This window comes from Pseudomonas sp. FW300-N2F2 (genome assembly GCF_017351655.1).
Taxonomy (GTDB): Bacteria; Pseudomonadota; Gammaproteobacteria; order Pseudomonadales; family Pseudomonadaceae; genus Aquipseudomonas; species Aquipseudomonas fluorescens_AA.
In genome coordinates this window covers 1,223,667-1,236,195 of record NZ_JACNDQ010000002.1, presented here as the reverse complement: position 1 = coordinate 1,236,195, position 12,529 = coordinate 1,223,667, and the positions used below count along the sequence as shown (strand labels likewise).

The following is a 12,529-nucleotide window of genomic DNA, read 5'->3' as shown; positions in this document are numbered from 1 at the left end:
CTGAGATCAACCGATGCCGCGTACCATTGATACCAATACCAGCCTGTCCCTCACAGCCTCTTCCCTGGCGGCGCTGTATCCAGAATCCATTTGCGGCGACGAATCCCTGAACCACCTCGGCCAGTATGTGCTCAATGGGCTCAACGACGGCACTAGTCTTACCCTGGCCCCCGCTATCGCCACCCATGTCACTGCCACCTTGCACAATGACGCCATGCTCCGCCCGCTGGACGCCCTCGTCGCTGAAATCCGTCAATTGCCCGCCGACGCCACCGCCGAGCGCTATCAACTGGTACTGCGCCCCTGGCTCTGGTGGCTGAGCCTTGCCAGCAACAACCGCGTGTTCCAGAACCTTGCCACGTCGGACATCGTCACCACGATTTTCAAGGCCCACGGTTTCACCGACTTCCAGCTCAAGCTCAGCGGCAGCTACACCCCACGTGAGTATTGCGTGCAATACGGCGAAACCGATTTGGCCTTCGTCTCGCGCCTGCTGGAAGAGGACGGGATCTTCTGGTTCTTCACCCACGAGGAAGGCAAGCACACGCTGGTCCTGGCCGACAGCAACGACGCCTTCGCGCCGATCCCCAATGGGCCGACGGTGAATTATCTCGGGCAGAAAATGGGTGAGCGAGAACTGCACGGCATCCGCTCAGGGCAGGTGTGCCTGCAGGCGGTGGCCGGGGTTTACCAAGCCACCGACTATGAATTCACCACGCCGACCACATCGCTCTTCAGCCAGGCCGAAGCCGTAGCCGGGCCGAGTTCGATGTACGAACATCCGGGCGGCTACAACGCCAAGGCCCAGGGCGATGCACTGACCAAACAGCGGGTGGACGGCCTGCGCAGCCAGGAGAAACGTTTTGTCGGCGAGAGCGACTGCCGCTGGTTGGTGCCGGGGTATTGGTTCACCCTCGCCGGCCATGAAGACACGACGCTGAATATCGACTGGGTGGTGACCTCGGTCAGCCACGAAGCCAGCCATGAAAGCTACCGCAATCGCTTCGAAGCGATCCCCAAGGCCACCGCTTATCGACCGGCCCGCACCACTTCAAAACCGCGCATGCACACCCAGACGGCCGTGGTGGTGGGCAAGGCCGGCGAAGAGATCTGGACCGATGAATACGGCCGGATCAAGTTGCAGTTCCCCTGGGACCGTACCGGCAAGAACGACGAGACTTCCTCCTGCTGGGTGCGCGTGGTCCTGCCCTGGAGCGGCAAAGGCTTTGGCATGCAGTTCGTACCGCGAATCGGCCAGGAAGTCATCGTGACCTTCATCGACGGCGACCCGGATCGTCCCTTGGTCACCGGTTGCGTCTATAACGGCGACAACGCCCTGCCCTACGCGCTGCCGGCGAACCAGACCCAATCCGGAATCAAGACCAACTCGTCCAAGGGCGGCGGCGGATTCAACGAGTTGCGTTTCGAAGACAAGAAGGACGCCGAAGAGGTGTTCCTCCAGGCGCAAAAGGATTTCAACATCAACGTGCTCAACGACACCACCGCCACCGTCGGCCATGACGAAACCCTCACGGTGCAGAACGCCCGCACCCGCACGGTCAAGGAAGGCGACGAAACCGTCACCCTGGAGAAAGGCAAGCGCAGCGTGACCATCCAGACCGGCAGCGACAGCCTCGATGTGAAGGACACCCGCACCGTCACCGTGGGCTCGGACCAGACCCACAGCACCGGCGGCAACTACGAGCACAAGGTCACCGGCAATTACAGCCTGACGGTGGACGGCAACCTGACCATCAAGGTCAGCGGCACCCTGACCCTGCAAAGCGGCGGCAGCTTCGCCATCAAGAGCGGCGCGGACCTGGCGGCCCAGGCCAGCACGTCCATCAGCCAGAAAGCCGGCACGGCCCTGAGCAACCAGGCCGGGACGTCATTGGAAAACAAGGCTGGCACCACCCTGACCAACGACGCCGGCATCAGCCTGGTGAACAAGGCGGCCGCCGAACAGACGGTGGACGGCGGCGGCATGCTGACCATCAAGGGTGGCCTGGTGAAGGTCAACTGACGGGAGCACGGCAATGACCACGAAAAGACTGGACCTGGAACGCGGCGACAGCCGGCTGGACGGGCAACTGGTCGATGGCCGGCTCGACGGCCCGCTGCACATCGAAGAAGCCCAGCGCCCGCAAGCAAAACTCAACTACAGCCAAGGTGAACTGCAGGGCACCAGCACCCTGTATCACCCCAATGGCAAGGTCTCGGCGGTCCTGCCGTTCGTAAAGGGAAAATTGCAGGGCGTGGCGAGTTTTTACGCGGCCGAAGGCGGCTTGCAACGCCAGGCCACGTACCGTCGCGGGTTGCTGCACGGAGAGGCCAACAACTACTTCCCCGACGGGCAACTGGCCGAAGCCGAGGTCTATCGCGACGGTGTGCGCGACGGCCGCTACCGCCGCCTGCACCCCAACGGCAACCCGGCGGTCGAAGCCCGCTACCTCAACGGCCAACTGCTGGAACCGGCCCAAGCCTACGCCCAGGACGGCCGCCCACTGGACGCCGAGGGCAAACCAATCTCCCGGCTGCACTGGTGGTTCAAGCGCTGGAATGACCCCGCTTAAACATGCCCCCTGACTTTCCTGTGGGAGCCTGCTCGCGAAAGCGGTGGGTCAGCTTGAATCGATGTTGACTGTGCCGCCGCCATCGCGAGCAAGCTCGCTCCCACAATTGGCCCTGCGTTGCATGCAAAGCTCATGAACACCCAGATCCCCTGTGGGAGCGAGCTTGCTCGCGAAAGCGGTGGGTCAGCTTGAATCGATGGTGACTGTGCCGCCGCCATCGCGAGCAAGCTCGCTCCCACAATGGCCCTGCGTTGCATGCAAAGCTCATGAACACCCAGATCCCCTGTGGGAGCGAGCCTGCTCGCGAAAGCGATGGGTCAGTTTGAATCGATGTTGACTGCGTCGCCGCCATCGCGAGCAAGCTCGCTCCCACAACTGGCCCTGCGTTGCATGCAAAACTCATGAACCCCCACATCCCCTGTGGGAGCGAGCTTGCTCGCGAAAGCGGTGGGTCAGCTTGAATCGATGTTGACTGCGTCGCCGCCATCGCGAGCAAGCTCGCTCCCACAATGGCCCTCCGTTGCATGCAAAGCCCATGAACACCCAGATCCCCTGTGGGAGCGAGCCTGCTCGCGAAAGCGGTGAGTCAGCTTGAATCGATGTTGACTGTGCCGCTGCCATCGCGAGCAAGCTCGCTCCCACAAGTGGCCCTGCGTTGCATGCAAAGCTCATGAACCCCCACATCCCCTGTGGGAGCGAGCCTGCTCGCGAAAGCGGTGGGTCAGCTTGAATCGATGTTGACTGTGCCGCCGCCATCGCGAGCAAGCTCGCTCCCACAATTGGCCCTGCGTTGCATGCAAAGCTCATGAACCCCCACATCCCCTGTGGGAGCGAGCCTGCTCGCGAAAGCGGTGGGTCAGCTTGAATCGATGTTGACTGTGCCGCCGCCATCGCGAGCAAGCTCGCTCCCACAATTGGCCCTGCGTTGCATGCAAAGCTCATGAACACCCAGATCCCCTGTGGGAGCGAGCTTGCTCGCGAAAGCGGTGGGTCAGTCGCATCAATGGCGCCTGTGCCGCCGTCTTCCCGGCTCACTGAATGGCCATACCTTTTGCTGGGGTCAATCACGCTAAAGCGCCTGCACAACATACCCACGTATGGTATCGAACGCGGTCCGGCGCGATGCAGACTCATTCTCCAGCGACAGCCACTTTCTCATGCCGAGAGAAGCGGCTTTCGCCAAAGCCCTTGAGCCAAGCCTTCGGAGAACGACCATGACCACGCATTTGAACGCCCCTGCAGCAAAGGATGGAATGCATCCGGATTCAAACATGAGCTTGCACGCAACCTCGTACGAGGAGTTGGTCCCTTCGCGTTATGCGCTGAAGATTGGCGAGATCGACGTACTGGTGGTCAGTGATGGGGTGTTGCCCCTGCCGACCGCAACGATGTCCACCAATGCCGACCCAGCCGCCCGCGCGGCCTGGTTCAAGGACATGTTCCTGGGCCCGGACGCCTTCGATTGGGCGCTGAACGTGCTGGTGGTACGTAGCGGCGAGCAGACCATCCTGGTCGATGCCGGGCTCGGCGGCCAGTTCCCCGGTTTCCCGCGGGCCGGGCAGTTTCCCAAGCGTCTTGCCGCCGCCGGTATCGATCTGGCGTCGGTGACCGACGTGGTGATTACCCACATGCACATGGACCACATTGGCGGGCTGCTGGTCGATGAGGTGAAGCGCCGGTTGCGTCCAGACCTGCGGATCCACGTGGCCGCGACCGAGGTAGCGTTCTGGGCGGCGCCGGATTTCTCCCTCACCTCCATGCCCTCGCCGGTACCGGACGTACTGCGCGCCACCGCCGAGCAATTCATGCACGAGTACCACGACAAGCTGCGCACCTTCGAGGAAGCCTACGAAGTCGCCCCGGGCGTGCTGGTCAAGCGCACCGGCGGCCATACGCCAGGGCACAGCGTGGTCCACGTGACCTGCGGCGAGGAGCGCTTGACCTTCGCCGGCGATGCCTTGTTCCCGGTCGCCTTCGACCACCCCGACTGGCACAACGGCTTTGAACATGACCCTGAAGAGTCGGTCCGCGTTCGGGTCCGCCTGATGCAAGAAGCGGCGGCGTCCGGTGAGTTGCTGGTCGCCACTCACCTGCCGTTCCCCTCCGTTGGCCGGGTGGCGGTCGACGGTGACGCCTTTCGTTGGGTAGCGGCCTATTGGGACTACTGAGTGCCCGTTGGATCGAGGCCAGCGTCCAAGCCGGACGCTGGCCCCTGCCCGATGATCAACGGCGGATGACCCTGTACATCGGGGGTGCCCTGCGGGTCGACGATTTCCATGCCGAGCATCAGGCCACGCCCACGCACATCACCGATCCAGTCGAACTCGTTTTGCAGTGCCTGCAAACCTGTGGTGAAGGGAGCCTTGCTCCCACAACATCCCCTCACCACAAAATCCTCAGAATCCCAGCCAATCGGGCCCACCTTCGCACATCGGCATACAGAATTTGTGGTCTATAGTTCTGACAGATCCCAGGATCTTTCGCTCGGGCCATCAGGAGCTACGCCCCTCGAGCCGTACCGCGTCGACGCCCACCAGCCGTCGGTCGAACAATGCAGGGAGCACACCATGCCGATCCAGCGGCCTGAGACACTGAGGTTGGCCCCTGGCACTGCCCATCGTGCCGAGGCCAATGACGATAGCGAGGCCGGCGTGCTTCGGCGCGCCTTCGATCAAGCCAAGGAAGCCTACATCCTGTTTCCGCTGCTGGCTGTTCTGCTGTTGCTGGCCATCTGGAGCGCCACCCTCTACCTGATCAAGGTCGAACATCTTCGCGCGCAGCAGAGCGCCGCGACGGCCAGCCTGGAAATGGGCGCCACCTACGAAGCGCAAATGTTGCGCGCCATCCATGAAATCGATCAAACACTCAAGCTGGTCAAATACACCTATGAGACCGAGGGCGAGCCTAATCCCCTGCGTCGGCTCCAGGAGCGGGCCTTGTTACCGCCGGCCTTGGTGTTCGACGTCAGCGTGGTCAACCCGGACGGCAGGCTCGTGGCGAGTACGCAGGTCAACGGCCGGGAAAATATCGCTGACCCGAATGAGCAGCAAACACTGCGGCACAGCGACTCATTGTCCATCAGTCATCCGTGGAAAAGCCCAATCACTGGAGAATGGCGCTTGCGCTTCAGCCGGCGACTCGACGCCGCGGATGGCACGCTTTCCGGGATCGCCAGGGTCGAGGTCGACGCCGCCTATTTCGTCAGTAGCTACGACGCCTCGAAACTCGGCGAACAGGGTGCCCTCGGGTTGCTGGGCACTGACGGCCTCTTCCGCGTGCGGCGCACCGGAGAAACGGTACTGGCCGGCGATACGGTCGATTACCCGGCGGTGGTGCCGGACGCGGAAAACACCGAGGCAGTGCTCTCGGTCAATGGTTGGGACGGGGTGCGGCGCTACACCAGTGCCCGCCAGCTCTACGACTTTCCGCTGGCGGTGATTGTCGGGTTGTCCGAGGAAGAACAACTGGCCGCGGTGAACCAGCAGGCGCGTACCTACCTCTGGCGCGCGGCAGGCGGCAGCCTGGTGCTGGTGCTGCTGGTGGGCGTGCTCGCCCGGATGAGCTGGCAACTGGCGCAGAGTCGTTTGCGCGCCGCCGAAGCCCAGGCTCAACTGGCCGCCGCCGCTCGCCAGGCCGGCATGGCCGAAATCGCCACCAACGTCCTGCACAACGTGGGCAATGTACTTAACAGCGTGAATATTTCCGCCGACCTGGTCACCCGCAAGCTGCGCACCAGCAAGGCCTCGGGGCTCGGTAAGGCGGTGCAAATGATGAACGAGCACGCCGATGACCTTGGCGACTTCATCTCCCACGACGAGAAAGGCAAGCTGCTGCCCGGCTACCTGAACCAACTGGTGGACGCGCTTGCGGTGGAGCAACAGAGCATGACCGAAGAACTCGGCCAACTGAGCAAAAGCGTTGATCACATCAAGGAAATCGTCGCCGCCCAGCAATCTTACGCAGGCACCTCCAGCCTGGCCGAAACCGTGCAGATCAAGGACCTGATCGAGGATGCCTTGCGCATGAACGCCGGCATCATCGCGGCGCATCGGATCACCGTGGTGCGAAACCTGGCCGAAACACCCTTGCTGCAACTGGACAAGCACCGGGTGCTGCTGATCCTGATCAACCTGATAAAAAACGCCAGCAGGGCGATGGATGACCGGCCGGAGCTGACCCCTCAAATCATCCTTCAGAGCGAGATCCCCCAAGAAGATACCCTGGTGATCAAGGTCATCGACAACGGCGAAGGCATAGCGCCCGAGAACCTGACACGGATCTTTGCCCATGGCTTTACCACACGCAAGGATGGCCATGGTTTTGGCCTGCACAGCTGCGTCCTGGCGGCCATGGAGATGGGCGGCTCGCTGGAGGCCCATAGCGATGGCCCGGGAACGGGAGCGACCTTTACGCTCAAATTGGCGATCTAGGCTACGCTTCGGTGCGTGACAACGCGCAGCTTCAGCCAACGTTACAAGGAACAGACGAATGGCGATCCACGCAACGAGGTTACCTTGAGCCCATGGTGAAAAAGCCCAATACCTTGGCCTTGGTAGTCGTGACGCTGTATGCCGGCGGTGCCAGTGCCGACGCAGCCGACATGTTCTCGCTGAGCAGTTTCGGCACGGTGGGGATCGTCCATTCCAGCGAGAAAAAAGCCGACTTCACGTCCAGTATCTTCAAGCCCAATGGCGCGGGGCATTCGCGCAACTGGAGCGCCGACGTCGACAGCCTGATAGGCGCCCAACTGACCGCCACCTTCACCCCGCAGCTGTCGGCCGTGGTGCAGGTCATTTCCGAGCAGCGCTACGACAACAGTTACCGGCCCTTCGTCGAGTGGGCCAACATCAAGTACCAGTTCACGCCGGATTTCAGCGCACGCATTGGCCGCACCGTGTTGCCGACGTTCCTGGTGTCCGACACCCGCAAAGTGGGCTACACCCTGCCCTGGGTGCGGGCGCCCATGGAGGTCTACGGCCTGATGCCCATCTCCAGCAGCGACGGCATCGATGGCAGCTACCGGTTTCGAGTCGATGAAATCACCAACACGGTGCAGGCCCACTACGGCCAGACCGACAGCCGCGATTCCGACGGGACCGGCAAGGCGCTGACGAGAAATCTCTGGGGGGTCACCAACACCACCGAACTCGGCGTCCTCACCACACGCATCACCTACATGAAGGCCGACCTGACCCTGGAGCCATTCAATTCACTCTTCGATACGTTCAGGGAGTTCGGTCCGGAAGGCATCGCCATCGCCGATCGCTACGATTCCGATGACACCCCCGTCGACTTTATCGGCGTGGGTGCCAGCTACGATCCGGGCGACTGGTTCGTCATGAGTGAATGGGGACGTCTCGACAGCCGTTCCGGCCTGGGCAGGACCAGCGCCTGGTACATCAGCGGCGGGTACCGCATCGCAGCGTTCACCCCCTATGTCACCTACGCGCGCTCCAGGACCGAAACAGAAGTCTCCAGCCCGGGCCTGACGCTATCGGCCTTGCCGCCAGCCCTGGCGGGCACGGCCGCCGAACTCAACGGTGCGCTCAACAGCATCCTGGGCTCGAACGAAGGCCAGCAGACCCTTTCCCTGGGTATGCGCTGGGACTTCACCAAGCACATGGACGCCAAAGTGCAATTCGATCACACACGTTTCAAGGGCAACTCGGTCGGTCCGTTGATCAACCCCCAACCGGACTTCACGTCGGGGGGTTCGCTCAACGTCATCAGCCTGGCTGTTGATTTTGTCTTCTGATGGAGCAGGCCATGTGGGTTGTGAGACTCATCGGATTCGCCATGGCGGGGCTCGCCCTGTGCGCCGCCAGCGTTGCGGCCAAGGCCGACGTGGTGGTGGTCGTCGCCGCGTCCAGCCCGGTGAAGACGCTCGCGCGCAATCAGGTGGCGGATATTTTCCTGGGCAAGGCCAGTCGTTTTCCCGGCGGTGGACAGGCGATTCCCATTGACCAGACAGAAGATTCACCGACCCGCGATGAGTTCTACACAACGTTCACCGGCAAGTCCGCAGCCCAGCTCAAGGCGCATTGGTCGAAGATCATCTTCACCGGCAGGGGCCAGCCACCGCAGGCGGTTTCGAGCGGGGCGGAGGTCAAGAAACGTATCGCAGAGAACCCCGACACCATCGGCTATATCGAGGCACGGGAACTAGACGGTAGCGTCAGGGCACTGCCGCTCGAGTCGCAATGAGTACGGGCCTCTACGCACCGGGCCCCGTGCCAGCCGCCTGGGCTTGCAGCAACAGCTTGAACTGATCGGCGGGCACCGGTTTGTTGAAGTAGAAACCCTGGAACTCATCGCAGGCGTTATCCCGCAGGAAATCGGCCTGCTCCTTGGTTTCCACGCCTTGGGCCACCACGGTCAGGCTGAGGGTCCGCCCCATCGCGATGATAGCCTCGGTCAGGGCTTTGTCTTCCGACACACTGCTGGTATCGCAGATACACGAGCGGTCGATCTTGATGACATCCAGCGGAAACTGCTCGAGCGCGGAGAGCGACGAATAACCGATCCCGAAATCATCGATAGCGATACGGACCTGCAGGCGCTTGAGCCCGGTCAACACATTCAACGCCCTCTTGACGTCCTGCATGAGCAGGCTCTCGGCGATCTCCAGTTCCAACAGGCGCGCGTCCATACCGGTTTCGGCCAGTATCTCGGCCAAATCCGTCAGCAGGTTCTCATCGGCAAACTGCCGTGCCGTGAGGTTCACGGCGACCCCCAAGTGCGGCAGCCCTTGTCGTTGCCAGGCGACGTTTTGCCGGCAGGCAGTCTTGAGCACCCACTTGCCGATCGGCACGATCAAACCGGTCTCTTCCGCGACCGGGATGAATTGCATGGGCGCCACGATCCCCAGGTCGGGGTGATTCCAACGCAGGAGCGCTTCCATACCGGTGATCTGGCCACTGGGAATGTCCCGCTTGGCCTGGTAGTGCAGTTGGAACTCCTGGCGCTCCAGCGCGTGGCGCAAGCTCAGTTCCAGCGTCAGCCGTTCCAGTGAGTCGGCGTTCAGCTTCGCGGAGTAAAACTGGAAGTTGTTCTTGCCACATTGCTTGGCCTGGTACATCGCGATATCGGCGTTTTTCTTGAGTGTCTGCTCGTCCAGGCCATCCTGTGGGTACACACTGATACCAACGCTGGCGGTCACACGGAACTCCTGGCCCTCGAGGTTGAAGGGCCGGGCAATGGCGGTCAGGATTTTTTGGGCGGCAGTCGCCACGTCGTTGTCCTGCGACAGCTCCGGCAGCAAGATCACGAATTCGTCGCCGCCCAATCGAGCCACCGTATCGCTGCCGCGCAGACACGCCTCGAGGCGCAGCGCGACCTCCTTGAGCAGTTGATCGCCGGCATCGTGCCCCAGCGTATCGTTGACTTGCTTGAAGCGGTCGAGGTCAAGAAACAGCACTGCCAGTTGCCGATCATAACGGCTGGCCTCGCGGATGCTCTGGCTCAACAGCTTGCTGAACAGACTGCGATTGGGCAAGGCCGTAAGGCCGTCGTGATAGGCCAGGTACTCGACACTTTCCGCGTAGGCAATTTTCGCTTCGCCGGCGCGCAAGCGGCTTTGCACCAGTTGCCAGCTCATCCTGGCGAGCAGCCCCGCCAGTAACACCAGCATCAGGCTGCCGCCCGTGGCGCGCCACAGATAGGTACGCGCTTGCTGGTGCACGGCGGCCAGTTGTTCTTCCTCGGACAACCCGACGATCACCGCCAGTGGAAAGTCGTAGAGCTGGCGGGCACTGGTGTAGCGCCACACACCATCCCCTGCATTGATCGCGCGTACGGCTTCGGTGTTTTCAGCGTCCGGTACCACGGTTGCGTAATCGATCGAGTCGCCGGCCGACACGTCCTCCCCACTGCGCCGTGCCCGAAAGACACCGTCAATACCCAACAGGCCGAGCAAGCCGTGATTGCCGAGTTTCGAGGCGTCATAGCTGCTGACGAAATAGGCTGCATCGACCTCGACCATGGCGATCCCGGCGAACGCGCCATCCCCGCCATCGAGCCGTCGGCTGAAACGCAACTTCCACTCCCCCGTCACCGGGCTTTTCCACGGGCGGCTGATCGACAGCGCCGTGTCCGGGCCCAGCGTTTGCAGCTCATCCTTGGCCATTCGGCTTCCGGCTTCGCTAGGCTGGGTACTGGCGACGACCCGGCCGCTGGCATCGACCACACTGACATCGAACAAGTAGGGAGAAGGCAACAAGGCGCGTGCCTTGAGCTTGGGCAGCGGGTTGGGCTCCCGCTCGGACTCGTAGGTGTACTTGACGAGCTTGAGGGTCTGATCGATTTCACGCACAGCCCGCAGGATCTGCGCTTCGTAGGTGGCGCCGACTTCCAGGCTCGCCTCGGCGATCCCCTGCTGCGCGCGGGCCTGTTCGACCTTGATCAGGTACAGGGTGCCCGCCCAGATGACCACCAACAGCAGAACGGCCAGCAGCGGAAACAGGATGTAGGCTTCCCTGGCCTGGTCGAAGCCGCGCCGAAACCAATGGCTCGTCCCATCGGCCAGGGCGTTTTCACGATGGACGATATCCGGGGCCGACGTCATTACACTCGCCCGTTGGATCGCCATGGTGTGCTCCCTGCCTTGTTCACTGCTGACGGCCTGCGGGTATCCGATGCAGCTACGGCGCGAGGCGTCCGCAGTCCCTGATCGCCGGCACGGAAAGATTCCGGACCTGCTGAAAACTATAGACCACAAACCGCGCCCGCCACGGCCAATCGCACGCCGACCGCGGCTTTGCGTGGGGTGTGAATGACGAAGTACAGTTGACGCCCCTGACTTATTGGTCCAGCTTCTAATGCAACCGAGCCCCGCAGTTTTCGTGCAGGACGCTAAGCTTGATAAACCCGGTTCGTTAATCAAAGGGTCTTTGCAAGCCTATGAATGATGTCAGTAGCCCCTCCTCCCCTGCCACTGGTCACCCATGGTCATTCCTGTGTCGTTGATTCCCCTGGTGGTGTGTGACGACTCCAACATGGCGCGCAAACAGGTGTTGCGTGCACTGCCGACAGACTGGCCGGTTTCGGTCACCGAGGCGAGCAATGGCCGCCAGGCCATGGACGCCATACGCCAGGGCCTGGGGCATGTGGTGTTGCTCGACCTGACCATGCCGGAAATGGATGGCTACCAGGTGTTGAGCGCCTTGCGCGACGAAGGATTGAAGGCACAGGTCATCGTGATTTCCGGTGATGTCCAGGATGAGGCGGTGCGCCGCGTGCATGAGCTGGGCGCGCTGGCGTTCCTGAAAAAACCGTTCGATGAAAACGATCTGCGCCAGACGCTGGCGCGGCTGGGGCTACTGGCCCACCCCGGCCAGGTGCCGTTGCAGAATCGTTCGGTCACGAACACGGCCATCAGTTTCCACGATGTGTTCCGCGAGACGGTCAACGTGGCCATCGGCCGGGCAGCGGCCCTGATCGCCAAGGTGCTGGGGGTCTTCGTGCAATTGCCGGTGCCGAACGTGAACCTCCTCGAGGTCGGGGAGTTGCACATGGCCTTGACCGACGTCGGCAGCTCCCAGCAACTCACCGCGATCTGCCAGGGATTTATCGGCAGCGGCATCGCTGGCGAAGCCCTGTTGATCTTCCATGACTCGGAAATCGCCGACATCGCGCAATTGATGCAGCGCCAGAGCGCCGACTATTCGGACCTGGAGATGTTGCTGGACCTTTCCAGCGTCTTGATCGGCGCATGCCTGAGCAGCATTGCCGAACAGATCGACGTGGTGTTTTCCCAAGGCCACCCGCAGATTCTCGGCCAGCACGCGGCCATCGAGGAACTGATCCGGGACAACAGCAAACACTGGAAAAAGACCCTGGCGGTGGAAATCAGCTACAGCCTGGAAGGGCACGATATTCGTTTCGACCTGTTGCTGTTGTTCACGGAGGACTCCGTCGAACGGTTGACCCACAAACTCGCCTACCTGATGAACTGAGCC

8 protein-coding genes and 1 pseudogene are annotated in these 12,529 nt (G+C 62.0%); 7 read left to right on the top strand and 2 right to left on the bottom strand.

All coding sequences use genetic code 11. The features are described from left to right. Window positions 1-13 precede the first annotated feature (13 nt). From tssI to J4E63_RS20240, 3 genes are all read left to right on the top strand, one after another. The gene (tssI, locus tag J4E63_RS20250; protein ID WP_207283130.1) at window positions 14-2,023 is read left to right on the top strand and encodes a type VI secretion system tip protein VgrG; all 2,010 of its coding nucleotides are present in this window, start codon (window positions 14-16) and stop codon (window positions 2,021-2,023) included. 13 nt (window positions 2,024-2,036) lie between these two features. Further along, window positions 2,037-2,573: a toxin-antitoxin system YwqK family antitoxin gene (locus tag J4E63_RS20245; protein WP_060741939.1), complete on the top strand. Its 537-nt coding sequence runs from the start codon at window positions 2,037-2,039 to the stop codon at window positions 2,571-2,573. Between the two features lie 1,214 nt (window positions 2,574-3,787). Beyond that, the gene (locus J4E63_RS20240; RefSeq protein WP_192261439.1) at window positions 3,788-4,741 is read left to right on the top strand and encodes an MBL fold metallo-hydrolase; all 954 of its coding nucleotides are present in this window, start codon (window positions 3,788-3,790) and stop codon (window positions 4,739-4,741) included. A gap of 59 nt (window positions 4,742-4,800) precedes the next feature. Here J4E63_RS20240 and J4E63_RS31355 read toward each other — a convergent pair. Beyond that, window positions 4,801-4,884: pseudogene (locus tag J4E63_RS31355) on the bottom strand (hypothetical protein); the annotation flags it as partial. A gap of 256 nt (window positions 4,885-5,140) precedes the next feature. Between J4E63_RS31355 and J4E63_RS20230 the strand changes: the two are divergent. From J4E63_RS20230 to J4E63_RS20220, 3 genes are all read left to right on the top strand, one after another. Continuing rightward, entirely contained in the window at window positions 5,141-7,003 is a 1,863-nt protein-coding gene (locus tag J4E63_RS20230) for an ATP-binding protein (protein ID WP_207283129.1), read from the top strand. A gap of 92 nt (window positions 7,004-7,095) precedes the next feature. After that, a complete protein-coding gene (locus J4E63_RS20225) occupies window positions 7,096-8,328 on the top strand; it encodes a porin (RefSeq protein ID WP_207283128.1) in 1,233 nt (410 codons plus the stop codon). Window positions 8,329-8,339: 11 nt separating this feature from the next. Beyond that, window positions 8,340-8,777: a phosphate ABC transporter substrate-binding protein gene (locus tag J4E63_RS20220; RefSeq protein ID WP_207283127.1), complete on the top strand. Its 438-nt coding sequence runs from the start codon at window positions 8,340-8,342 to the stop codon at window positions 8,775-8,777. Window positions 8,778-8,787: 10 nt separating this feature from the next. On the opposite strand, the gene J4E63_RS20215 is transcribed toward J4E63_RS20220, so the two are convergent. Next, window positions 8,788-11,160 carry an EAL domain-containing protein gene (locus J4E63_RS20215; protein WP_207283126.1) on the bottom strand — a complete coding sequence of 791 codons (2,373 nt, stop codon included), beginning with the start codon at window positions 11,158-11,160 and terminating at the stop codon, window positions 8,788-8,790. Between the two features lie 355 nt (window positions 11,161-11,515). On the opposite strand from J4E63_RS20215, the gene J4E63_RS20210 reads away from it, so the two are divergent. Further along, window positions 11,516-12,526, top strand: coding sequence for a response regulator (locus J4E63_RS20210; protein WP_207283125.1), 1,011 nt, complete (start codon window positions 11,516-11,518; stop codon window positions 12,524-12,526). Window positions 12,527-12,529 lie beyond the last annotated feature (3 nt).